The sequence below is a fragment of the Sodalis sp. RH20 genome (assembly GCF_047324205.1).
Lineage (GTDB): Bacteria > Pseudomonadota > Gammaproteobacteria > Enterobacterales > Enterobacteriaceae > Acerihabitans.
This window is the reverse complement of sequence record NZ_CP178733.1, coordinates 1,340,934-1,364,320: the sequence shown is the minus strand read 5'-3', so window position 1 is coordinate 1,364,320 and position 23,387 is coordinate 1,340,934. Positions and strand designations below refer to the sequence as shown.

Sequence of the window (23,387 nt, the reverse complement as noted above, 5' to 3'; positions counted from 1 at the left end):
ATGTCGCGTTTACCTCAGGCTCGCAAGGACGCCATTTTAAGTAAAATGCTTGCCCCTCATCCGCCGACCATCCGTGAATTGGCACAAAGAGAAGGGATTTCAGAAGCTACACTGTACAATTGGCGTAATCAGCTTCGCAAAGAAGGTCGCCCTGTGCCCGAACATGATCGCAGCAGTGAGAATTGGTCTGCGCAAACTAAATTCGCCGTCGTCGTCGAAACCTCGTCGATGTCGGAGATCGAGTTGAGCGAGTATTGCCGAGCCAAAGGTCTTTTCCCAGAGCAGGTTAAGCAGTGGCGCGAAATATCGATCCAGGCCCATGCAGAGCCAGGCGGTTTTAATGATGCGGCCAGCGCACAGCAGAATAAGGCCCAGCGTAAGCAAATTAAACGTCTTGAGCGCGAAGTCCTGCGTAAAGATAAAGCACTGGCGGAGGCAGCGGCATTACTGATCCTGCAAAAAAAAGTTCGCGCCCTTTGGGGCGACAACGAGGACGATTAACTCCTCTGGCGTACCGGGAACAGATCACCGCCTGGGTTCAGCAGGCGTGCAATGATGGCGCATCGTTGTACCGTTCTTGCGAGGGGGTAGGGATCTCTGTTCACAGTTGGTATCGGTGGCAACAGGATGGTGCTGTTATTGCGGATCAGCGTCCATTGATTGACCGCCCTGAGCCGGCCAACAAACTGAGCTCAACGGAACGCCAGTCGGTGTTGGCGGTATGCAATAGCGCGCGTTTCGACAGCGTTCCGCCGAGTCAGATCGTACCGATTCTGGCAGACGAGGGTTGCTACATGGCCTCTGAATCGACGATGTATCGGGTATTAAGAGAGGCGGGTCAAGTGCAGCATCGTGGACGTGCCGCCAAGGCTGTGCGCGTGGCAAAACCGACCAGCTTTACCGCCACCGCCCCTAACCAGGTCTGGATGTGGGACGTGACCTGGTTGCCGAGTAGTGTTAAGGGGCTGTATTATAAGCTGTATTTATTTGAAGACCTATTCAGTCGCTACCCGGTGGGTTGGGAAGTCCATGATGAAGAGACCGGCGAGCTGGCGGCAGATCTGCTACAACGATGTGTCCTGGGGCAGCGCTGTGCTATGCAACCCTTGGTACTGCACTCGGATAACGGTGCGCCGATGAAAAGTTATACGCTGAAGGCCAAGATGGAAGCCCTGGGTATAACGTCATCCTTTAGTCGGCCGCGGGTATCCAATGACAATCCGTACGCAGAATCAATCTTTCGTACATTGAAATATTGGCCGTCCTGGCCGCGCAAAGGATTTACCTCGATTGATGCTGCACGGCAGTGGGTGAAGCGCTTCATTGATTGGTATTGCCACGTCCACCGCCACAGCGGGATCAAATTCGTGACGCCGGCGCAGCGCCATCAGGGCAAGGATAAAGCCTTGCTGTTAAAGCGTCACCAAGTCTATCAAGCCGCCCGCGCTGCGTGCCCGGAACGGTGGCGAGGTGAGACAAGAAATTGGGGTTGGGACAAGGAAGTTCAACTCAATCCAGATCGGCCGTTGACACAAGAAAACGCCGAGAATTTACAGGCTGCATAAATCGCAATTTTATCTCAACATCTTTGACAAACACCGATTCCCTGCAACATAGTTTTCTATTTTAATCATCGAAGGTTTTTTCATAACACATAGTGTAGACATTATATAGCCAATAGAAGTGAAATCTGTTGGGATCCTGACGTGGACTACGCTGTTACCCTTTTTATTAATAAAATAAACGTTATCCTTTTTTTTGCACTGATAACCAAATAGGCTGAGCATATCTTCAGTAATTGTGATATATCCCTCGCCCAGATTAATACTATTTACCATAATTTCATGTTGCGGCATATGATTGGCAAGCATCATAGCCATGGACAGAAATTGTGAGCTTTTCTCCGTTGAGATTTTATTCGAAGTCATTGGAACACAGGTGGTAGTGAATTTTAGTTCACTATCACTTTTAGTCACATTAACGCCAAGATAGGATAAGAAGTCCTTATCTAATACAGAATCTCTTGAATAAAGTGAAGCATTACATCTGATAACTAATGTTTCAGTGAGTGCGGAAATAGCTACCATGGCGCGAAAAACAAACCCAGAACCTTCAGCATTTACGTCAGCATTAGGGGTAATCTGCTCAGGAATAATACCTTGTAATGTAATTCTATCTTCACTCTCATTCAATATCTTTAATCCCAAAGTTGTGAGATTTTTAAGTAGTAATGAAGTTTCAGAGCACCAAGAAACGTTTGTTATTTCCGTCTTATGGTTATTAAAGAAGGCGAGAAGCAAGCATCGTTGCATATGAGGTTTTGAAGAAGGCAATTTAATCGTTCCATTGACCTCTAAAACTGGGTAAATGATCGCATTTGTCATGATTAATTGACCTTTGTGGTGATTAAAATAATGTATTTGTAATAAACATAAATAGTAACCAAACCTGATAAAAACATGACCATAAAAAGTGTGCGACCACCGAAGAATTGCAAAATTAATCCACCTATCAGTGGTGAAGCGGAGGTACCAAAGTTAGTGAAATTGGTGATCCCATAGGCGATCCCCCTCTGCCCTTCAGGCGCCAGTCGATCTACCTCAACGTTTATCGTTGGCATAACAATAATTTCGCCAATACTTAAGCAAAGTGTAGCAATCACTAATTGCCACTTTATATGTACGTTTGCGTAACCAAATGCCAACTGAGCGATTGTTATTAATAATATTCCTAGTAATATCCGTTTAGATGGCACAATATTTCTAATAATATAAAATACAGGTAACTGTAAAAAAATAACGGTTAACGAATTAATGATGACTAAAAGTGCAATGACATCGTTGAGATTATTAATTTTAGAACGTGCCAAATACTGTATCAATGAAGAATCAAAAGTAGCATATATTATCATGAGCGTGGTGTTACAAAATAAAAAAACTGAAAATTCTTTATTTTTGATAATAGCGCCCAAACTCTTAAGAAAGAGTGGCTCATTTTTTCCTGTATTGTGATTCCGAATCTCATGGCCGCCAACCATAAATAGAAGGACTAGCAAAATATACAAAAAATATAGCAAGGCAGTCACAAAAAAAGTTAATGTGCTATTAGCAATACCAAATTTTACACCGATAAAGGGTCCAAGAGCGACCCCCATATTTGCAATAAGATACCGGAAATACTGACAAAGCTCCTTAGTTCTCTGATTTTTAAGGCGATCTCCAATATAAGCTTTACTGCAAGATTCTATAAAGGCTCTGCCTAAAGCGATACCGGTGACACAGACAGCGAATCCCAAAATGTTGGAACAAAAGGCTAGATATATGAAACTGAATACGCTGGTGATGAGTCCAGCTATAATAATGGGTTTACGCCCATAATCATCAGATTTATGCGAAACATATACGCTTAGCAACGTTGATAGAAAAGTTGCAAAGAAAAATATAAATCCTATTTCCGACGCCGATAAGGTAAATTTTTCATACAATATTACGGCCAAGTAAGGCCATACCATGAAATAACCAACGCGTGTTAAAAATGTCCCCAACAGCAAAATATTGACATCTAGTGGAAACACCAAATTATTTATTAATCCTCTTTCTAAGGCGTAACGCATTATCACTCCTTTTTAGGGATTAACGGATTCAACATGATATAATTTTTTAGGACGACTGCAATAGTCATAAATCTCTTGGTAATTTTCTCCTGTGAGGATAACATACCCAAGTCTGTCACTACTGCACGTTAATGAATGGACTAAATCACCGGGTTTCATATCAGCATGGACCTCTTCAATACATATATTTTTATTTATTTCCTGAAGTTCAAATGACGAAAAAATCCCCTCATTAGCAGTAATAAAAGCTATTCCAGCATACGTGTTTCGCGTACAGAAAAATTCAGGTTTTTCATTTAATGAAATTGAAATTGCACAATGCCAGAGGTCTACTCCAGATGATTTCATGACGAGTTCTGGAATATGATCTCCGCCTAGCCGAGCCGCGATTTCAACTATAGACACGGTGGAATCATTTATTTTTACTTCAGTATGAGAAACAGCATTATCAATACCTAAGGCTTCTAGGCCTCTGGAAGTTACATCAATGACTTTTTGATACATATCATCGGGGATCATTGCAGGAGATACATGGCCTATTTCAACAAAATATTTTCCATCGCAAACGATTTTTTTAGTGATAGAAACTATATGAGTGATACCATGAAACGTTACTGACTCTACACTGAATTCTTCACCAACTAAAAAACTTTCAATTAAATAACTATCTTCTTTTTCCACACCAAATAATGGTGAAATTGTACTTAGTTCATTAAAATTATTGAGCAGTTCTTGTGGCGTATTGTTTTTTGCGACGCCCCTACTACCTGACATATTTATGGGTTTTATTATATTTGGATAATCAAAATATTTCTTTACAGAATTAAGCTCATCCAGCGTAGTTACCAAAGCAAATGATGGTTGAGAGATGTTATTTTGCTTAAATATCTCTCTCATTTTAAATTTATTACGCGCATTTGACGCGCTTAGGGGGCTAATGCCATTTAGTTTTAAGTGCTCAGCAACAATCGCAGCCAATTCAACATAAAATTCCATAAACGTAAACACACCATCGATGCTGTGTTCTTTAGAAATGGCATCAACCGTTTTGATAACGGCATCGTAGTCATTAGTATCAACCGTATGTATTTCATCTATATATTTTTTCTCGCTATCCTTAAGCCTATTATGATATTTATCGGAGCCTATAAATATCACAAAACAACCGTAATCTTTAGCTTTCTTTAGACCAATTGCACCCGATGGACTTTTTTCAATGATCAACAATTTTTTCATTTTATCAACCAGTTTATTTTTAGTAAAGATTGTTTTCTATCAGAGGGAGAAGATCTCTTGAGAAACAGCCATTGTTGCTCAGTTTGCTTTGCCGGAACTGGAAAAGCTTATCAATGCCTTCGGTATTCCATTCTATATAATATCTCGTTTGTGAGTCTTTAACTTCCTGTAGAACATTACCCAATGTTGGTTCGAAAATATTGACACATCCCGTTAATTCACCAACTTTGTAAATCAGTCGATCTTTTTCTGTGATGTCTAGGATCTTTTTTTCACATGGTATCAAGGCAAATAATTGTCTACCCCCCTTACACATATTAACATTTTCTGGGAAATTCATGATTTCAACTCCACTTGTACCCAGATCGCCACTCATGTTAATTTGGAAATCAAGCGGTATCTTTTCATGGATGTCCTTGATGGTTTTATAAATATCACATATTTCTTCTTCTGATATTTCGAGGTGGGGATGTTTGTGTCCATGGTCAAAAAAACGGTTAAATCTCACCGTTGATACACCTAACTGATTGAAATAACCAATATAACGCTGCAATCTTTCCGTTGCAAAATTATGCCTCCCCAAGGTTAATCCGACATTTATTCTGAATCCCGTAAAATTCACATCCTGTTTCCGATCATTATAATCCTTTATTACACTCACTACTTTTTCGAAACTACTCGCATGAAAAACGCCTTTAATCGGATAATCTTCTTCTTTTTCGATGGTTAAGTTTTCATCTAGTATGCCATGAAAACTTATGCTGATCGTGCCATAATTATATTCTCTTGCCAAATTCAGAAGATATTCTGCATCATGGCCAAGTAAGGGGCGTCCGCTGGTCCATGCTTCTCCTTTTTGCATTGTTTCCGTAGGTTGCGGCGAACTTTTTTCAGCATAAACCCTGGCGGTTGATGCGCCATAAGCCAAAATAAACTCGCCTTTATAAGCAAACGTATCAGTATATCGAGGATAGATTTTATAACCAATTTCCCGTAATCCCTTAACGATCAATTGACCTTCGGGAACATCAAATCTTTTTCTTTTTACTTTATCATTATTGACAAACCAACAGTTCTTGCAATTTTGACCGCAGGTATTGTTACTAATGTATGTATCAACATCCATGTAAATGTCAATTTCTTCGGGCCGCAGCAATGCAAATGGAAAATCAATGGGTTGTGTGCCGTGAAAATCATAAGCAAGCGGGATATTATTTAGCATGTATAAGTCCTTTGTTCAGTTAAAAACCATAAGGGAATACAAAGCTTACCAGGGAGGTAATAATTATCCCTGTTTTAAACTGTCTTCGTTATGATTTGAAAATGCTTAGCTACATTTGTAATACCAATACTATTACTTTTATTGTGGAAATAAAGCCTTAAATTAAAGTTATAAAATGTTGTAGCTTGCCAAAACCTATCATTTAGATTTAATAACCCGTATATTTATTTTATACAGAATAAACGCCTGCTTTTTTTGTTAAATGATATGTATTAATTTCATTTTATTCTTGCGGAATTAAGATAAACCTTATTTAATGAGCTGTATTTACTGATAGGAAAATTGTTTTAAATTGATAACAATCATTTTTAATCATTACTCGTGGTGAGCGTTTTTTTGCATAAATGTTCGCACTCTTCCTTGATGGAATGTACGAAAATGTACATTTTGGAATAAATTGATCAAGATGCATGTTTGGTCAGTTTTAAGGATTACTTCGGTACTTTTTTTGCATGGGATCGGCAGAAATAGATTTTGTTCGCATGAAAGTCTTAAAACTTAGCATTATCAGCTTTATTTGTAAGAAGGAATATGCTGGTATTATAGAATGATAATAACTGCTTCATTAAAAATACCGTCTATAAGGTCGCCATTGAAGAAGAATACCCTATGAAAAATCTTGTTTCTCCCGAGTGGGTTGCTGCACATCAGATAAATAATGATATCCTGCTGCTGGATGCGACTTTGAAAACATCAATGAATGGTGTTATGGCAATTTCAGAGGATATTATACCAGGTGCAATTTGGTTTGATCTGGATAACCACTTTTCTGACACCGCCTCAGGCTTACCCCATACCCTTCCCCATCCTGATGATCTTGCCCAAGAGTTGGCTATGCTTGGGATAAAACGCGACTCCACAATAGTGGTATACGATCAGCAAGGTGCTTACTCCGCACCAAGAGTATGGTGGATGCTGAAAATATCTGGCATCAGTGAGGTATTTATCCTTGCCGGCGGCCTTAATGCTTGGAAAGGGTATGGTTACCCCGTGACTCGCTCGTATACAAAACCCGCTCCCGTTGTTAAAAAGGAGTTTAATTTTCAATCTGACCGGGTTATCACAAAAAAAATGGTGTTTGATAACTTGAGAAACCCTTCTTTTACATTAATTGATGCAAGACCAATGGAACGCTTCAACGGGTGTCAGCTTGAACCAAGACCCGGGTTACGCTGCGGCCACGTTCCAGACTCGCTGAATATCCCTTTCACTGAGGTTGTGCTGAACGGACAGTTCAAAGAAAAATCAGAACTGGTTCGTTTGTTTAAAAAAAGAGGTTTAAAGAATGATAAGCCACTGACATTCACCTGTGGTTCAGGTGTCACCGCATGTATCGTACTCTTTGCAGCCCAACTTGCAGGTTATCATAATCTTAAACTGTATGATGGTTCGTGGGCCGAATGGGGTGCAGATCCTGCCTTACCTGCCGTAATGATGTAGTAGTGTACCATAGGCGATGAAATGGTATTCCCCCTGCCAGGCAGTCTGAGTTGTCAGCGGCTAAAGCACGAGCAGCACAAAGTTTTGAGGCCACGATAAATATCAGTCGTAGCTAGTCCGGGAGCCAACCATCTTGTCAAACTCTTACCGCTGCAAATCCGAACAAGAAATGGGCACGGGACAATGTAAGAACATTTGTCTGTTTTAGTGCCAAGAAATAGTTGATTATTATACTCTAATAAGAAACGGGTTTAGGTTATTTTGTACAAAAAAAAAGAGTAGCAGAATTGTTTAACAGCTCAGGAAACATAGCATGCGCACACGAGCCTCAGCCCGGTTGTTAATAATTAATTCCAACAATCGCATATTGCTTTTCCGTTTTACGCACAACTCTGATGCACTATCAGGTAAGTCTTACTGGGCAACGCCGGGAGGCGGCGTAGAACAAGGTGAATCTTTTGAGCAGGCAGCCATTCGGGAACTTCGTGAAGAAACAGGACTAATAAGAGAACATGTAGGGAATTGTGTTGCGCAAAGAGCATTTGAAATGATGCTTCCAAATGGGGAGAAAGTGCATGCACGTGAGCATTTTTTTATCGTGCGAGTTAACAGCCAGGAAATCAGCACCGATGGTTGGAGTGCTAATGAGAAAGCCGTGATCAGCAACTACCACTGGTGGGATCTCAACGAACTGGTTACAACGGCGGAAACTGTTTATCCGTGTAACATCCCTTCAATCCTATCTGTCTCTACTGAAAAGTAATCCTCAACCATAGCCTTAAGTCAGCCCCCAAGTGTTGATCCACCTGACCGCTTCCTGGCGATCGGCAGTAAATACATCAACCAATAGAACATTTCCCCCAAAAAGCGGTGGTGACCAAATCCTCATTGTTTGCGGCTTTCGTGCGGTCGTTGTCGCACCATCGTGCCATTCCTATTCACGGGGAAAATACGATGGCATCTACCCCTTTACCAGTGGCGCCCTGGCGCATCGCAATCATCGCATTGTCATTGGCATTGAACGTCCAGCAGCCCGCCATGGCCGCCGGCGTTGTTGGCGAGCGCGAACAGCTCGCAGCACTCGCTCGTCAACTTGACCTCGTCGATCGCCTGGCCGGCCAGGCCGCCACAAACAGACCGAACGAGCGGGCCCGCTACCACTTCGACTATGCGCGCCTTCATGCTGACCTGGAACGCATTCATAGCGGCGTTCAGGACTACCTTGTCCCGCAGCGTGCCCAGCCCCGAGACCCCGTTCCACTGATCGGCAACTACGTGAGCGAATCCACCCAGGCAGAGAAGGCATCGCCATGACCGCATCTGCAGCGCAAGTGGCCGCCTTTCAGGCCAATGGCGGCTTCACGCCCGCGACGGTGTCCACCGTGGTACTCGGCATTGTTTTTGCCGTGCTGCTGCTGTGGGGTGCATGGGCCATGCGCGCCGCCTATGTGGGCTGGGCCGAACACCGTCTCAACCAACGCCAGTTACTTGCGGTCATCGTGCGATCCCTCGCGATGTACCTGGTGCTGGGTTTTTTCCTCCTGTCCTGATGTTACTCAAGAGACCATCGCCATGAAAACCACGACTCCCTTCCCCTATACCGCCCGCCGCCTGGGCTCGCTCATTCCGCTGCTGGTGGCTTCCCTGCCACTGTCGGCCTTCCCCGCTGGCCTGCCGACCATGGAAGATCCCTCCCGCGGCGCCGGCAGCGGCATCATGGACACGCTGCAGAACTACGGCTATGACATCGTCATGCTGGTCGCCTTGCTTGTCGTCGCGTCCATGTTCGTCGGCGTTTGCTACCACGCGTACACACGCTACTCCGAAATCCATACTGGGCGGGCAACCTGGGGCCAGTTTGGCCTGACCGTCGCCGTCGGCGCCGTGCTGCTGGTGGTGGGCATTTGGCTGCTGACCAAAGCCACCGGCGTGCTGTAAGGACGATCGCATGGCGAACGCTTCGCAGCCCGTACGTGATGGGCTCGTCATCTTCCTGCCGCACCGGCTCAATCGCCAGCCGGTGGTGGTGCGCGGGCTGACGGCTGACGAGCTGTGGATCTGCGCCGGACTCTCGGCAGCGGCCGGGCTCGTCCCCGGCCTGCTGCTGGCCTGGCTGACCCGCAGTATCGCCATGGTGCCGACGCTTATCGTCGCCGGCATCGCGCTCGGCGTTTTTGTCGGCGGCGGTTTACTGCGCCGGCAAAAACGCGGCCGCCCGGATACCTGGCTGTACCGGCAGTTGCAATGGCGGCTGGCCCGGCGTCATCCCGGGCTGGCCGCGCAGGTGGGCGGAGGCGATCTGATTACCCGCACCGGCATCTGGACTACGCGACGCCTTGCCCACCGGCGGAGGAACGCATGAGCCGCTTTCGCAACGAAGTTCAACACCTGCAGGCGCATGTCAAAACGCTGCGCCTGGGCAGTGGCGCACTCCTGCTGGTTGCACTGCTGCTCGGTTTTGGCTGGTGGAGTGCACCCCGGGACCTCACCATCCACGTGCCGCCCGACCTGCGTTCAGGCAGCACCCGCAAGTGGTGGGATGTACCGCCGGAAAGCGTGTACACCTTCACCTTCTATGTCTTCCAGCAACTCAACCGTTGGCCGGCCAACGGCGAGGAAGACTACCCGCGCAACCTGCACGCCCTGTCGGCCTACCTCACCCCCGAGTGCCGGGCCTACCTGCAACAGGACTACGAATACCGGCGCAGCAACGGCGAACTGCGCCAGCGCGTGCGCGGCCTCTACGAGATCCCCGGGCGCGGCTACGGAGACGACCCGCCCGCCCGCGTACGGGCCGTCTCCGACCACGACTGGATCGTGACTCTCGACGTCAGCGCCGACGAGTATTTCGGCGCCGAACAGGTCAAGCGTGCCCTGGTGCGCTACCCCATCAAGGTCACCCGGATGGATATCGACCCGGAGCGCAATCCGTTCGGCCTGGCGCTGGATTGCTATGCCGGTGCACCGCAGCGCATCGAGGCGCCCCCGGCACCGCCTTCATCCGGTACGCCCGCCCGTACTGGCCCCCTGCAGGGAGAAACCCCATGAAGCGACATGTTCTTTGCGTGCTGACAGGCCTTGCGCTGTGCCTGGGCCTGCTGCCCGCCAGCCATGCGGTTGAAATCCTGCGCTGGGAGCGCCTGCCATTGGCCGTGCCCCTGGTCGTCGGCCAGGAGCGCGTGGTATTCGTCGATCGCAATGTGCGCATCGGTATCCCGGCCGGCGTCGGCGATCAGCTGCGCGTCCAAAGCGCCGGTGGCGCGGTCTACCTGAGTGCCAGCGCGCCCTTGCCGCCGACGCGCTTGCAGTTGCAGGACGTGGCGTCTGGCGCGCTGATCCTGCTGGATGTCGCCGCCGAGCCGGCCAAAGACGGCCAGGCGCCGCTGGAGCCGGTGCGCATCGTTGAGGGCGACGCACCGGCCATCCGCTACGGGGTCAGCGCAGACACCGGCACGGACCCACAGCCCCAGGGCGCACTGAAGCAGCCCATCGCCCCGCGCGAAACCCCCATCCCCGTCGTGCTCACCCGCTATGCGGCGCAAAGCCTCTATGCCCCGTTACGCACGGTTGAGCCCGTCGCCGGCATCGCCCGGGTGAACCTGCGCCGCGACCTCACCCTGGACACGCTGCTGCCGACACTGCCGGTACGCGCCCAGGCGCTGGCCGCCTGGCGGCTTGAGGATATGTGGGTCACGGCAGTCCGGCTCAGCAACACCACGGTACGCTGGCTCGCCCTGGACCCACGTGCGCTCCAGGGCGATTTCGTGGCCGCGACCTTCCAGCATCCCACGATCGGCCCCGCCGGCGCGTCGACCGACACCACCGTGGTGTACCTCATTACCCGCGGCCACGGCCTGGCCGAATCGCTGCTCCCCACAGTGTCGACCATCGATGCCACGGTGAACCTGCCGCCCGCGGCGGTGGCAGGCCAGGCTTCGGGAGGCACGCCGCATGAAAAGTAATCCGCTGCTCAAATGGCTGCTGATCCCCGTCGTGCTGCTGCTGGTGTTCGTCGGCATCCGCTTGTTCCCTGGCGGCGGAACGAAGCCGTCGGCGCCGCAGAGCACCGCCAGCCAACTCACTCCCGAAGAGATGAAGGCCCTGGGCATCGAGGGCGACACCCCCCGCGATACCGTCGCCACCCTCGTCGCCCAGGTCAAGCAACTGCGCAACGAGCTAGGAACGGCGCTGACCGACAACAAGAACCAGAAGACCGAGAACGAACGCCTGCGTGGGCGCGAAAGCGCTATCGACCAGCGTATCCAGAGCGCGCTGGATGGCGAGCGCCGCCGCCTGCAACAGGAGCGCGATCAGGTGGCCAGCGACAAGCAACAGACGCAGGGCCTGCTGCAAGACCTGCAGCAGCGCCTGGACGGACTCAGCGGCAAGGGCAACCAGGCGGATCTTCCGGTCGGCCTGGGCCTGGAAGCCGGCGACGGCAAGGGCTTCGCCAGCGGTGAGGGCCTGCACTGGGTCGAACCGCAAGACGCCAGGACGGACGACAAGACCAGGGGTGCCGGCCAAGCCGCGACATTCCCGGTCAGCTTCGGTCCGGCGCAGAAAACCCTGTCGAACGCGGCCGATTCGGTGGCCGATGCCGGCGGCAAAACGATGGATGCCGTCAGCACCTCCACGACACCGGTCTACACCGTGCCGACGAATGCGACGCTGATGGGCTCGGTGGCCATGACCGCCCTCATCGGCCGGGTGCCGATCGACGGCACGGTCAACGATCCGTACCCGTTCAAAGTGCTCATCGGCCCGGATAACCTCACCGCCAACGGCATCGACATCCCCGAGGTGACCGGCGCGGTGGTCAGCGGCACGGCGTCGGGCGACTGGACGCTCTCATGCGTGCGCGGGCAGATCCGCAGCGTCACCTTCGTCTTTCAGGACGGGACCATCCGCACCGTCCCGCAAGGTCATGGCAACCCAGGCAGCGACACGACCAGCGCCAGCAACAACACTGGCAACGCCAACAGCAACAGCGCGACCCAAGGTGGCCTGGGCTGGATCAGCGATCCCTACGGCATCCCCTGTGTTGCCGGCGAACGGCGCAGCAACGCCCAGCAATACCTCGGCTCCCAAGCGCTGATCACCGCGGCCGGCGCCGGCGCGGCCTCGCTCATCAAGTCCGACAGCGGCAACGTCTCCTACATCAGCAACAGCAATGGCTCGCTGGGCACGGTCGGTATCACGGGCAACGAAGCCATGGGCCGCATCCTGGCCGGCGGCGTGCAGGAGATGTCGCAGTGGGTCAACAAGCTCTATGGCCAGGCGTTCGCCGCGGTCTACGTGCAGCCCGGGGCGAAAGTCGCCATCCACCTGGAGCAGCCGCTCAACATCGACTACGACGCCAAGGGGCGCCGGGTCAATCACCACACCGGAGGCTCCCATGCGTCGGATCTGGATTAAAACCACCGTGGCGGTATTGACGGCCCTGCTGCTGGGCGGCTGCGCGACCAGCAAGGAAAAACTGCTGCCGCACGGCGAGCACACCATGCTCGACATGTGGAACCAGGAGACCGGAGGCGGCGCGGGCGGCGGTCAGGCCGCACGGCAACTGCTCGATGCGCGGCAGGACCTGCGCCGGCCGCTGACCGACACCGACGTGCAGAACGCACCCACGGTCAACGCGACCTACACGCGCACAGCCGCCAATGAAATCCAGAGCCAGTTCCACCGGCTGCCCAACCCCGATCTGGTGCTGTACGTGTTTCCGCACCTGGCCGGGACCGACCCTGCCCCGGTGCCCGGCTATACGACGGTCTTTCCTTTATACCAGCGAGTGCAGTACGCCATGCCTGGCGAACGCACAGAGGCGTACTGATGGCCTGGTCGCTCCCCTGGATGCGCCGGACCGCCCCGCCTCAGTCCGACGCCGAGGATGCCTGGGAACGCCACGTCTCGGCCCTGGCCGCACACGGCATCCCCGAGCCCGGCAGCGCCCTGGAGCGTCGCCGGCCGGCCACCGAGGCCGAGGCCCAGGCGCTCTATGACCTGGCCCCATCGTTCGCCGATCTGCTGCCCTGGGTCGAATACCTGCCCGAGTCGCAAAGCATGCTGCTTGAGGACGGGCATTCTGTCGCGGCCTTCTTTGAACTGACGCCGGTCGGCACCGAGGGACGCGAACTCGAATGGCTGTGGCAGGCGCGCGACGCGTTGGAAAACGCGTTGCAGGACTCCTTCGACGAACACGACGACCACCCCTGGGTGGTCCAGCTCTACGCGCAAGACGAAGCGAACTGGGACCGCTATCTGCGCACCCTGGCCGAGTACATCCAGCCGCGCGCTTTAGGCAGCGCCTTCACCGACTTTTACCTGAAATTTTTCGCACACCATTTGCGTGCCATCGCCAAACCCGGCGGGCTGTTCGAAGACACCACCGTGAGCCGGCTCCCCTGGCGCGGCCAGTTGCGGCGTGTACGGATGGTGGTCTACCGGCGCGTCCCCGCCGCCGCCCCATCGCGTCGCGGCCAGTCGCCCAAGCAGGCGCTAACCACCATCTGTGACCGGCTCACCGGCGGGTTGTCCAATGCCGGTGTGACATCGCGACGCATGGACGCGGCGGATATCCACGACTGGCTGCTGCGTTGGTTCAACCCGCGCCCCACGCTGCTGGGCGACTCTGCGGATGACCGGGAGCGCTTCTACGCCCTGACGCGCTATCCCGACGAGCCCACGCCGGGCGAGCTTGAACTGGCCAGCGGCGACTTCGCCCAGCGCCTGTTTTTTTCCCAACCACGCTCTGACGTGGAGGAAGGCACCTGGTCTTTCGACACCATGCCGCACAGAGTCATCGTGCTCGACCGCCTGCGCACAGCGCCGCACACCGGGCATGTGACCGGTGAAACGCACAAGGGCGGCGATGCGTTCAACGCCCTGTTCGACCAGATGCCGGAAGACACCGTCATGTGCCTGACCCTGGTCGCCACGCCGCAAGACGTGCTTGAAGCGCATCTGAATCATTTGTCGAAAAAAGCCGTAGGCGAGACGCTGGCCTCCGAGCAGACCCGCCAGGACGTGCAGCAGGCGCGTAGCCTTATCGGCAGCTCACACAAACTCTACCGCGGCGCGCTGGCGTTCTATCTGCGCGGCAACGATCGCGAACAACTCGACGCGCGCGGCCTGCAACTGATCAACGTGATGCTCAACGCCGGTCTGCAACCTGTACGGGAAGAGGACGAGGTTGCCCCGCTCAACAGCTACCTGCGGTGGTTGCCATGCGTGTTCGACCCGGCCACCGATAAACACCAATGGCACACCCAGCTCATGTTCGCCCAGCACGCGGCCAACATCGCCCCAGTCTGGGGGCGCAACCGCGGCTCCGGGCATCCGGGCATGACCCAGTTCAACCGCGGCGGCGAGCCGATCACGGTCGATCCCCTGAACCGCCTGGACCGGCAGATGAACGCTCATCTGTTCCTGTTTGGCCCGACCGGTTCGGGCAAAAGTGCCACCCTCAACAACCTGCTCATCCAGATGACGGCCATCTACCGTCCTCGGTTGTTCATCGTCGAGGCCGGCAACAGCTTTGGCCTGCTGGGTGATTTCGCCGCACGCCTGGGCGTGAGCGTCCACCGGGTCAGGCTCGCGCCGGGCTCAGGCGTCAGCCTGGCGCCCTTCGTCGATGCCTGGCGGCTGGTGGATACGCCCGATCAGGTCCAAACCCTGGATGCCGACGCGCTGGATGCGGACCAGCCACCCTCGGTCGACGCTACCGAGGGTGACGAACAGCGCGACGTGCTGGGCGAGCTGGAAATCACCGCCCGACTGATGATCACCGGTGGCGAGGACAAGGAAGAAGCGCGCATGACCCGCGCCGATCGCAGCCTCATCCGCCAGTGCATCCTCGATGCCGCCCGGCGTTGCGTGGCCGAAGCGCGCACGGTACTGACCCGCGACGTACGCGATGCGCTGCGCGCCCGTGGCGACGACACCACGCTACCGGAGACGCGCCGCGCACGGCTGCTGGAGATGACCGACGCCATGGACATCTTCTGCCAGGGTACCGACGGCGAAATGTTCGATCGGCCGGGCACACCCTGGCCCGAAGCCGATATCACCATCGTGGAACTGGCCACCTTTGCCCGTGAGGGCTATGGCGCCCAGCTCGCCATTGCCTATATCAGCCTCATCAACACCGTCAACAACCTCGCCGAACGCGACCAGTTCCTTGGCAGGCCCATCGTCAACGTGACCGATGAAGGCCACATCATCACTAAGAATCCGCTGCTCTCCCCCTACGTCGTCAAGATCACCAAGATGTGGCGGAAATTGGGGGCCTGGTACTGGCTGGCCACGCAGAACATCGACGATCTGCCCAAAGCGGCAGAGCCCATGCTGAACATGATCGAATGGTGGATCTGCCTGTCCATGCCGCCAGACGAAGTCGAGAAGATCGCCCGCTTTCGCGAACTCACGCCGGCACAGAAGGCATTGATGCTTTCGGCCCGGAAAGAAGCCGGCAAATACACCGAAGGAGTGATCCTGACGCGATCGATGGAAATCCTGTTCCGGGCGGTGCCGCCCAGCCTGTATCTCGCTCTTGCCCAAACCGAGCCCGAAGAGAAGGCCGAGCGATTCGCCTTGATGCAGCAAAACGGCATTAGCGAACTGGATGCGGCGTTCAAAGTCGCCGAAAAAATTGACCAGGCGCGCGGCATCGAATCGCTCAAATTCGATGCGCTGACATAAAGGAAAGACCAATGCATCCATCCAGTCGCTTTAACATTCGCTCGGTTAGCTTCTCCTTCCTGCTTATCCTGGCGGCAACCTTGGTTGCTGGCCTTGTAGCATGGACGAACCAAGGCAGTTCCCACACACCCGTGCAGGCGCTCTCGTCTAGAGCTAGCCCGACCCGGCACAGGCCACCCTGGCACTACGGAAATGCCGACGCGCGCTACACACTGATTGAGTATGCCGACCTAGAGTGCCCATTCTGTCGGGAATACTTTCCGGTATTACGACAATGGATCGATGCCAATCCGGACGTGAACTGGCAATGGCATCACCTGCCTTTGCAGATGCACGAACCAGCAGCAACCCGCGAAGCACGATTGGCCGAATGTGCCGGTGAGGCTGGTGGGCCTCCCGCTTTCTGGAGTGCTGTCGCCTGGATTTACCAGAACACTCGAAGCGATGGGCAGGGCCTGCCGGAAAATGCGCAGTACCCCGGTATCACCTCGCTCGTCCAGCGATGCCTGGACAGCGAGCGGCACGGCACGGTGATCCGCGCGCAAGTCATGGAGGCAGAGAACCAGGGGATTTCTGCAGCGCCCACCTTACTTCTAAGAGACAACACAACCGGCAAGACAATACTGCTCAATGGACCGGCCGAAGGCGATGCACTATTGTCTGCGATTGATCTGCTGTCCATCAACCAGGCAGTCACCGCAACACCATCAGCGACCCCAAAACCTCCCGACAATGTCGGCGATATGCCATAAGGACTTTACTAAAAATATTCCGAAATTCAACTTTTGAGAAAGGAGACTATTCCATAATAATCAATAATATATGTTATGTATACTAAGCACAGTTGCATTAGTGTATATTTGTTTTTTTAAACACCTCAGTTATTATGGCACAATGTTGCAATATAAAACCTCGGAGCGATGTCATGCAAATGATTTCATCTTGTAAAGATCCCCAAGAGATTTATAAAGATGAGGGAATAACGTTAATTTTTGGATCATATGATCATAAAAATCAATTTACCAGAGGAGAAAAAGCACTTGGAGTACATTGGGGAGATTATCCTCAGTCTCATGGAATATTGAGACCCTGTGTTATTCCTGAAACCACAAGGAATGCAATTCTTTCCGGACTGTTATACCAAGCGGTCACAGAAAAAAAACAGATCAAATAAAAAAGTACAACCATTTATTTTCTAATGGCCATGATTAACAATCACTAAAATAAAATTGGCAGAGACACAGTAATCTCACATCTAACTTAACCACTGAGCCTCTATCAATTTCAAACACATCTTTTCCGATTATTTCGAAAATAAAAAAAGTATTTAGTACAACTCAATGATATGAAATTTTAATAAAATCTTCCGATAAATTATTATTTATATGTTGAATTTCACAATATTATTTTTGGATAAAATTAATTATTTACCAGTCAAGGAAGCCAAATTTGTTTAATGAAACTTTTTTCCTTTTCCGGCCAAAAGAGTATTTAACGTTATTTATTACGACGTCGTCTAATTTCTGAAATCCTTGGATCATCCTTTGTTTCTGAGCATTGGGAAAGATAATCAAGCACTTCATCAGTTTTATAAGGCCACAATGACGGGTCTTCCGCAAGTATGACATAAAAAATATTAAGCGTTACTATTGGATAACAACGGACCGGATGACTGTCATCACCATCCTTTAAATACATCATGCGCAATAAAGACCCACGAATGGGAACGAGCATCGGTAAAATAATCTGGACGATAGCTGGCATTAGCTCACCACTTGCAAACGCTAAATCAGTCAACATAGCTGAAATCAATGGTGTATGGAGTGCCCTTTGTTTTGGCCAGACATTCTTTAAAAAGTATAATATATGTTCTCTCCAAGGCTTAGGTGTTTTTGTAGACCAATTTTCAAGATATCTGAGGATTTGTCCACGAAATGTGTCATCAGCTTGGATCAATACTTCGCGCAATTCGATATCAGTAACCAATTTCTTAGGCTGATCCGCATTATCAAGGCCACCCCAACCATCAAGGATAAACCCTGCGAAAATATTACTTTTATGTCGTAGGACTTGGGGTTGCACTGCTCGAGCAAGAATAAATGATTTAAGAAGCAGAAATAGTTCACAGTTCGGTATCCTTGCAGACCAAAGTAAACCCTCCCAGAACGCATCACCATCCACATCTTTTCTTTCAGCCAAAGAAATTAAATGCCGCTCGGTCCATACGGGATCGATAACAAAAAGCCAGCATAACTGATAACAGACCATCACAATTGCATATTGCCTCATATCCCCGGGCAGGGCCAGAAGTTGTTCGAATCTACCCGTCCAATAAGATGGAAAACCTTCTGCATGAGCAAGGTCGTTTTTGATAGGGTCTTTCATTAGCAAATTAGCCAACTTACCTACTGGAGCATTGATTGCATCATCTGCCCAACCCTTATTAGGGTCATGTGGTTTTTCGGTCTTATAATTCATTATGGCTTCTAAAATTTTATTCCAAAGACCGCCAAATATTGGTGCTGCATCGGTATATAGCCGCGGAGCTAAATGCTCCATCCATTCCGTTACTGGATTAATAATCCCTTGTAACGCCTCGGGAGACAGTTTATTTAGTCGCTCAGCAATAACATTTATCATTCTCAAACGATCTGTGGGACGAGTATCAGCATAAAGAAAATCAGACCAAGCCCATAAGGGAGCTTCTCCATAACGTGCAGCATAAGTCAATACTGCCAATGCCCGGTACGGACGCTGCATTACAAGTCCTTTAAACGGTTCTTTCCGTACTCTATCGTATGTAAATTCTTTTCTCGCTTCATGAGCCAAAGTAAGTACTTGGGAAATAGGAGTGCTAAGGATAAGATCGGGATTATTATCTACATTGATGCTTTGTACCGTTAGCGCATTGGAATTGCCGACTTGGTCACCCGCATGCGTTGTCCATTCAGGTACAATTTTATGTAGTTCTTCGATTTTTTTTGCCACATCAAAACTGAAGATAACACCATGTTGAAATAGCCAATACAAACGATTCAACCGGTCAAGGGCAATATTCTCTTCTCTTCCTTTAAGGTTATCACCGCTCCAGGGAAAAGCGCCTATGAGTAATCGGTGTTCAATAAATTCCTTGTCATCTGCAGAAAATTCTGCCCACCGATCCCTGAGTGCATAAAGCAAATCTCGCTCGTGAAATGATCCCCAAAAAACAGTTTCGGAAAAATCTCTAAAAATCAATGCAACTTCCGTCGGGTCAAGAAAATTGGGAATTCCTGCCGCCCATATACGCAACCGCGCGAAAATATAGTCATCCTTTATCGGCCAACGTTTCGTTTCGGCACGTGCCAACAATGGATCTAATTTCACGAGCCTTCCCATCAACTTTTGATAGATAATAATTGGTCCAGTAAGACCGTAACTATCATCTAGTAAATCTGGACCATCATCACCTACGCAGGTAGTACTGAAATAAAGAGAGTCATTCCCCGAAATTTCCTGCTCTAACGATTTTGACAGTATAAGATTCTCTCTAAACTGGGCAATCGTATAATCGAGTAACTCGTCGGGAACAATAAGGCTCTTATGTGCCTGGGGGTAGTCGATATCAATTCGAATGAGCCCATCTGGCACGTCTTTACCCCATAACAAAGGATGCTTTCCAAATGCAGGTTTCACTATTATCTGTGGACGATAGACGGCAGCCAGCATGCGGATAAGTGCTGGAGTCCACCCCTCTTGTATTGATCGCTCTTCAATCTCGTATATGAACATTTCAGCAGATTCGCGCACATCAGACCATGAAGCAAGAAGCTGCCTCCATCCGCGTAACATATTTGCAGAAAAACGGTGAGCCTCTCTTCTCAACGAATACTGTATAGATTTGACAATAATCGGATGAAGTCCATTCTGGTGGCTGGCCCACCAGAGTGCAACCGGTTGATGGGCAATGCGTTGCAGCCAAATGCTAATGCTGATCAAACGTTTAGAAAGCGTCGAATTAGATTTTAAATCTCTATCTCGAATGCCTAATGACTTCTCACCCTGCTCACCTAAATCATTGATATTTATTGAAAATCCATCCCATGTATCAGCAGGAATATTACGTTTGCCTAATATATTATCATGGTTTCCGGGATCCGGTTGAACATCAAAATCAAGGCAAAGCATAGTGAATGGATCAAAATTTTCACAAAATTTGTCGTAAGGTTCGACCCTTTCAGGCTTCCCGTAACGCTGGTGGGAATCGAACACTAAAAGCCACATCGCGTCGAGTGGTTCATCAGCATTAGCTATGCGATGAGCACCATCCGGGGTTGAAATGATATTGGCTATCTGCCCACGAAGATGGGCGCCGAGTTCGGCTGGACCTTTGATGACTTTTGAAAATAAATTCGCATACCAACCGTCAATATCTCGGGCACGCTCTCCCCACGCTGACAGAGTAGCCCAAAGGGCTCTATATTTATCACTACTATCAAAGGATATCGCTTGAACACCTTTATGTTCCCATAAAGCAGCGGCAGCGCCGCTGTCACCTTCCTGGAAAGCATATAATCGACTGCGGTGTCCTGCATGAAGATTAAGTGCTTCAAGCAAGTATTGAATGGGTGGATCATCGGCGCTGTAGCCAATAAACACAATTTGATAACGGGTAAGTAAGGCCTGGATAAACCTTGTTGCCCAACCATCCGATAAGTATGCACGACCAAAATCGGCACTTGAAGCAACAAATTCATCATCTTGAACGTAATCGTATTGTTCATTAACTCGACCGTGTAAATGAATAACTCCACGGAAATCGCGATCATTTTTCGGGTCGGGTAAATGTGGTGGCCCTGAAGATAAAAGAACTGGAGCACATTCTTCGAATAATAAATCGAAATTGGTCGTTACCAGACGAGTAATTCCATTCGGAGCAGTGGCTATATCAAGCAATATTCGATGGGCCAGAAGATCATGATCTTGATTCGGCTTTATGGCCTGAGCAATTGCAGTTCTGACGTCACGCACCTCAAATTCTCGCTCAAGAAGGCTGAATATGCGATCGGTAGCGACCAAACCTCCAACACCTGCCATTCGTCCCAATTCCCTTGCCTTTTCTAATAGTCTACGTGCGGGGCCATTTTGGGCGGATCCGAGTATTTCAATGACATTTTTGCCCAAGGTTTCAAAATCTGGAAGACCTGCATTAGCTTGAGATACTCCTGCGCCACAAAACAAAATGACATCCCCATCATCACGAGCAGTAATGAGATCATTAGGTACAGAAGGCCCATCGGCAATGAAACGCATTTCTACCCCTTAGGCAATAGTGTTTTCACATTTTGTCTTAAGAGTATATAAATTAAAAGCTAATTTCCGTCTTGAAATACGAAATCAGCTATCCAATGTGCAGAATCAACTGTCTATAATTACAGTAAAAAATTTTCAAATTATAAATTTTTTAAGACAATCACATAATGGTTTCTCCCTGTTTCCAATAGCCATTTCCATGGTAAAACAGATACTTGAATGCACCCTTAGTAGTTATTATCATATCCCTGCCAAGGGGTATATGCTTTCATAGGTCCCTATGGGTCTAGTTTGCAAAGCAAAAAAGATAAATCAAACACAGTTTTTTTTTATCCCGCAACTGCAAATAAAACCGGTAAGAGCATGGTTCACTTTGTTTCTCGTTTTGATTATTCAAGAGAGGTTAACTGAACTGACTAAATGCTCACCCGGTAGCCAATGTAATGAGACCCAATTTTGTATCTTTGTCTTTTTTGCAACTGAGCCTGTTTACAGCAGCGGCTGAGGTCCTGTTGATGACAGGAGCTGCACATGCGATGCAGGTGTTGGTAGTTACTGATAGCCGGCACCCTGTAACGGGTAAAGCCGACCGTATCATTGAATTAGACGCACCTGCACTGCTGGAAAACAACTTGTCTTCCCAGCTTCCTGCCAGCCCGAATGATGCTGAAAAGCTATTAAAAAAAAGACTGAACGACGGCGGTAACGATTTACAACTCCAGTTCTCGGCTGCCTGGCAGGACGTTACTAATGCCTGGAGTGTGGGCATCAAAAAAATTCCAGCCGTAGTAGTTGATAGCCGCTATGTCATTTATGGTGAAAGTGATATTGATCACGCCGTTGCCCGGATACAGGCTTACAGGAGCCGCCAACTATGACCATGAATAGTTCTGCCCTGTCGATGCGTCTGTATATCGCTGCCTTATTTTTCGGTAGCAGCACGCAGGTATTTGCCTTGAATACCGCAACAATAGTTTCTTCCGTGCTATCACCGCCCTGCCTGGAGTATCGTGTCGCAGGAATATGCTACTGGCTGTACTGCGCGCCGTTTGGCTGTACCGTGCGCACTTCGGTCAAGGTCCGCCACTACGTCCCCGATGCGGTGGTCTCCAGCTACGCGAATACCGGCGAAAATCCGTGGGTCGAAGTCCGCGTCATGAGTCCGCATAACACCACGGCACAGGCCGGCGGTGATGGCACGACCAACCACGACGGCGAGAACAACCTTGCCCGGTTCAAAAACACTGACGTCATCGGGCACCCGGCCGGCGATGTATTCAGCCGCTTCGCAAGCGCCTCCGGTTATACCTGCACCGGCGCGGGAATGGCCTTTATGCCGTACTTGCTCAGTACCCTCGATACCGTGGCCTGGCGCTTCAACCTGCCCGAGATGGCCTATCCTGAAGCCCTGACGCCGGGCATGCGCGAAATCGGCGGGCGCAGCACGCTCAACTTATGGGGCAGCGTGTATCCCCGCGGCGGATTCCTGCACCAGAGCGACGATTACAAAGCCGGCGCCGTCGTTGCACAGCGTGCCGGCGACATCGTGACCCGCCGCGGTCAAATCCACGTCTACCAGCCACTACTCGCCAACGCTCACGACGGCTACTGGCCGGCGGGCGAATTGCTCGAAGGTGATGCATCTACCGGCAAGTGGCAGGAACTGACGCCCACGCTCTCCAGCAACTGCGCGGTCTTCCCCCACAACAATGCTCAGGTACAGGCTCAACAGGGTGACTACGCCTGGGCCCTGTGGCGCCCCTATGCCTGCTGCCAGCGCCGGGGACAGACTTTCCTCGGCAGTACTGATTTTCAGTAAGGACGCCC

General features: G+C 50.4%; 21 protein-coding genes. 16 read left to right on the top strand and 5 right to left on the bottom strand.

What is annotated here, in order from left to right:
• A protein-coding gene (locus tag ACL2XM_RS06400; protein WP_413730138.1) for an IS3 family transposase occupies positions 1–1,565 on the top strand; the annotation gives its coding sequence in 2 pieces (ribosomal slippage) (positions 1–457 and positions 457–1,565; 1,566 coding nt in all).
• Between the two features lie 9 nt (positions 1,566–1,574).
• Here the strand turns inward: ACL2XM_RS06400 and ACL2XM_RS06395 are convergent.
• The 4 genes from ACL2XM_RS06395 to ACL2XM_RS06380 are packed head-to-tail and all read right to left on the bottom strand — an operon-like array spanning position 1,575 to position 6,071.
• Entirely contained in the window at positions 1,575–2,384 is an 810-nt protein-coding gene (locus ACL2XM_RS06395; protein WP_413730136.1) for a hypothetical protein, read from the bottom strand.
• A gap of 2 nt (positions 2,385–2,386) precedes the next feature.
• Positions 2,387–3,613: an MFS transporter gene (locus tag ACL2XM_RS06390; protein ID WP_413730135.1), complete on the bottom strand. Its 1,227-nt coding sequence runs from the start codon at positions 3,611–3,613 to the stop codon at positions 2,387–2,389.
• A 12-nt stretch (positions 3,614–3,625) separates the two neighbouring features.
• On the bottom strand, positions 3,626–4,849 hold the full coding sequence (locus tag ACL2XM_RS06385; protein ID WP_413730134.1) for an ATP-grasp domain-containing protein: 1,224 nt from the start codon (positions 4,847–4,849) through the stop codon (positions 3,626–3,628).
• Between the two features lie 19 nt (positions 4,850–4,868).
• Positions 4,869–6,071 (bottom strand): radical SAM protein, encoded by a 1,203-nt coding sequence (locus ACL2XM_RS06380; protein ID WP_413730133.1) that lies wholly within the window; start codon positions 6,069–6,071, stop codon positions 4,869–4,871.
• 669 nt (positions 6,072–6,740) lie between these two features.
• Here ACL2XM_RS06380 and ACL2XM_RS06375 point away from each other — a divergent pair.
• From ACL2XM_RS06375 to ACL2XM_RS06315, 13 genes are all read left to right on the top strand, one after another.
• Positions 6,741–7,571, top strand: a complete 831-nt coding sequence (locus tag ACL2XM_RS06375) for a sulfurtransferase (RefSeq protein WP_413730132.1) — start codon at positions 6,741–6,743, stop codon at positions 7,569–7,571.
• Positions 7,572–7,884: 313 nt separating this feature from the next.
• Entirely contained in the window at positions 7,885–8,334 is a 450-nt protein-coding gene (locus ACL2XM_RS06370; protein WP_413730131.1) for an NUDIX hydrolase, read from the top strand.
• Between the two features lie 191 nt (positions 8,335–8,525).
• Positions 8,526–8,885, top strand: coding sequence for an RAQPRD family integrative conjugative element protein (locus ACL2XM_RS06365; RefSeq protein ID WP_413730130.1), 360 nt, complete (start codon positions 8,526–8,528; stop codon positions 8,883–8,885).
• The gene (locus ACL2XM_RS06360; RefSeq protein ID WP_413730129.1) at positions 8,882–9,121 is read left to right on the top strand and encodes a TIGR03758 family integrating conjugative element protein; all 240 of its coding nucleotides are present in this window, start codon (positions 8,882–8,884) and stop codon (positions 9,119–9,121) included. The genes ACL2XM_RS06365 and ACL2XM_RS06360 overlap by 4 nt, the downstream gene beginning before the upstream one ends.
• A gap of 22 nt (positions 9,122–9,143) precedes the next feature.
• Entirely contained in the window at positions 9,144–9,509 is a 366-nt protein-coding gene (locus tag ACL2XM_RS06355) for a TIGR03745 family integrating conjugative element membrane protein (protein ID WP_413730128.1), read from the top strand.
• 10 nt (positions 9,510–9,519) lie between these two features.
• On the top strand, positions 9,520–9,933 hold the full coding sequence (locus tag ACL2XM_RS06350) for a TIGR03750 family conjugal transfer protein (RefSeq protein WP_413730126.1): 414 nt from the start codon (positions 9,520–9,522) through the stop codon (positions 9,931–9,933).
• Complete coding sequence (locus ACL2XM_RS06345) at positions 9,930–10,619, top strand: PFL_4703 family integrating conjugative element protein (RefSeq protein ID WP_413730125.1); 690 nt, start codon at positions 9,930–9,932, stop codon at positions 10,617–10,619. The genes ACL2XM_RS06350 and ACL2XM_RS06345 overlap by 4 nt, the downstream gene beginning before the upstream one ends.
• Positions 10,616–11,533, top strand: a complete 918-nt coding sequence (locus tag ACL2XM_RS06340) for a TIGR03749 family integrating conjugative element protein (protein ID WP_413730123.1) — start codon at positions 10,616–10,618, stop codon at positions 11,531–11,533. Before ACL2XM_RS06345 ends, ACL2XM_RS06340 begins: the two co-directional genes overlap by 4 nt.
• A complete protein-coding gene (locus tag ACL2XM_RS06335; RefSeq protein ID WP_413730122.1) occupies positions 11,523–12,986 on the top strand; it encodes a TIGR03752 family integrating conjugative element protein in 1,464 nt (487 codons plus the stop codon). The genes ACL2XM_RS06340 and ACL2XM_RS06335 overlap by 11 nt, the downstream gene beginning before the upstream one ends.
• On the top strand, positions 12,967–13,401 hold the full coding sequence (locus tag ACL2XM_RS06330; RefSeq protein WP_413730121.1) for a TIGR03751 family conjugal transfer lipoprotein: 435 nt from the start codon (positions 12,967–12,969) through the stop codon (positions 13,399–13,401). The genes ACL2XM_RS06335 and ACL2XM_RS06330 overlap by 20 nt, the downstream gene beginning before the upstream one ends.
• Positions 13,401–16,268: a conjugative transfer ATPase gene (locus ACL2XM_RS06325; RefSeq protein WP_413730119.1), complete on the top strand. Its 2,868-nt coding sequence runs from the start codon at positions 13,401–13,403 to the stop codon at positions 16,266–16,268. The genes ACL2XM_RS06330 and ACL2XM_RS06325 overlap by 1 nt, the downstream gene beginning before the upstream one ends.
• An 11-nt stretch (positions 16,269–16,279) precedes the next feature.
• Positions 16,280–17,020, top strand: a complete 741-nt coding sequence (locus ACL2XM_RS06320; RefSeq protein ID WP_413730118.1) for a thioredoxin domain-containing protein — start codon at positions 16,280–16,282, stop codon at positions 17,018–17,020.
• A gap of 173 nt (positions 17,021–17,193) precedes the next feature.
• Complete coding sequence (locus tag ACL2XM_RS06315; protein WP_413730116.1) at positions 17,194–17,442, top strand: hypothetical protein; 249 nt, start codon at positions 17,194–17,196, stop codon at positions 17,440–17,442.
• A 323-nt stretch (positions 17,443–17,765) separates the two neighbouring features.
• Here the strand turns inward: ACL2XM_RS06315 and ACL2XM_RS06310 are convergent, their stop codons facing one another.
• A complete protein-coding gene (locus tag ACL2XM_RS06310; RefSeq protein ID WP_413732597.1) occupies positions 17,766–21,560 on the bottom strand; it encodes an SIR2 family protein in 3,795 nt (1,264 codons plus the stop codon).
• A 443-nt stretch (positions 21,561–22,003) separates the two neighbouring features.
• Here ACL2XM_RS06310 and ACL2XM_RS06305 point away from each other — a divergent pair, with 443 nt between their 5' ends.
• Positions 22,004–22,438 (top strand): TIGR03757 family integrating conjugative element protein, encoded by a 435-nt coding sequence (locus tag ACL2XM_RS06305; protein ID WP_413730113.1) that lies wholly within the window; start codon positions 22,004–22,006, stop codon positions 22,436–22,438.
• Between the two features lie 23 nt (positions 22,439–22,461).
• Positions 22,462–23,379: a TIGR03756 family integrating conjugative element protein gene (locus tag ACL2XM_RS06300; RefSeq protein WP_413731048.1), complete on the top strand. Its 918-nt coding sequence runs from the start codon at positions 22,462–22,464 to the stop codon at positions 23,377–23,379.
• Positions 23,380–23,387: the final 8 nt, after the last annotated feature.

Coding starts and splice junctions, on each gene's coding strand:
- ACL2XM_RS06395 (WP_413730136.1), bottom strand. CDS start 2,384: ATGACAAATGCGATCATTTACCCAGTTTTAGAGGTCAATGGAACGATT.
- ACL2XM_RS06390 (WP_413730135.1), bottom strand. CDS start 3,613: ATGCGTTACGCCTTAGAAAGAGGATTAATAAATAATTTGGTGTTTCCA.
- ACL2XM_RS06385 (WP_413730134.1), bottom strand. CDS start 4,849: ATGAAAAAATTGTTGATCATTGAAAAAAGTCCATCGGGTGCAATTGGT.
- ACL2XM_RS06380 (WP_413730133.1), bottom strand. CDS start 6,071: ATGCTAAATAATATCCCGCTTGCTTATGATTTTCACGGCACACAACCC.
- ACL2XM_RS06375 (WP_413730132.1), top strand. CDS start 6,741: ATGAAAAATCTTGTTTCTCCCGAGTGGGTTGCTGCACATCAGATAAAT.
- ACL2XM_RS06370 (WP_413730131.1), top strand. CDS start 7,885: ATGCGCACACGAGCCTCAGCCCGGTTGTTAATAATTAATTCCAACAAT.
- ACL2XM_RS06365 (WP_413730130.1), top strand. CDS start 8,526: ATGGCATCTACCCCTTTACCAGTGGCGCCCTGGCGCATCGCAATCATC.
- ACL2XM_RS06360 (WP_413730129.1), top strand. CDS start 8,882: ATGACCGCATCTGCAGCGCAAGTGGCCGCCTTTCAGGCCAATGGCGGC.
- ACL2XM_RS06355 (WP_413730128.1), top strand. CDS start 9,144: ATGAAAACCACGACTCCCTTCCCCTATACCGCCCGCCGCCTGGGCTCG.
- ACL2XM_RS06350 (WP_413730126.1), top strand. CDS start 9,520: ATGGCGAACGCTTCGCAGCCCGTACGTGATGGGCTCGTCATCTTCCTG.
- ACL2XM_RS06345 (WP_413730125.1), top strand. CDS start 9,930: ATGAGCCGCTTTCGCAACGAAGTTCAACACCTGCAGGCGCATGTCAAA.
- ACL2XM_RS06340 (WP_413730123.1), top strand. CDS start 10,616: ATGAAGCGACATGTTCTTTGCGTGCTGACAGGCCTTGCGCTGTGCCTG.
- ACL2XM_RS06335 (WP_413730122.1), top strand. CDS start 11,523: ATGAAAAGTAATCCGCTGCTCAAATGGCTGCTGATCCCCGTCGTGCTG.
- ACL2XM_RS06330 (WP_413730121.1), top strand. CDS start 12,967: ATGCGTCGGATCTGGATTAAAACCACCGTGGCGGTATTGACGGCCCTG.
- ACL2XM_RS06325 (WP_413730119.1), top strand. CDS start 13,401: ATGGCCTGGTCGCTCCCCTGGATGCGCCGGACCGCCCCGCCTCAGTCC.
- ACL2XM_RS06320 (WP_413730118.1), top strand. CDS start 16,280: ATGCATCCATCCAGTCGCTTTAACATTCGCTCGGTTAGCTTCTCCTTC.
- ACL2XM_RS06315 (WP_413730116.1), top strand. CDS start 17,194: ATGCAAATGATTTCATCTTGTAAAGATCCCCAAGAGATTTATAAAGAT.
- ACL2XM_RS06310 (WP_413732597.1), bottom strand. CDS start 21,560: ATGCGTTTCATTGCCGATGGGCCTTCTGTACCTAATGATCTCATTACT.
- ACL2XM_RS06305 (WP_413730113.1), top strand. CDS start 22,004: ATGAGACCCAATTTTGTATCTTTGTCTTTTTTGCAACTGAGCCTGTTT.
- ACL2XM_RS06300 (WP_413731048.1), top strand. CDS start 22,462: ATGCGTCTGTATATCGCTGCCTTATTTTTCGGTAGCAGCACGCAGGTA.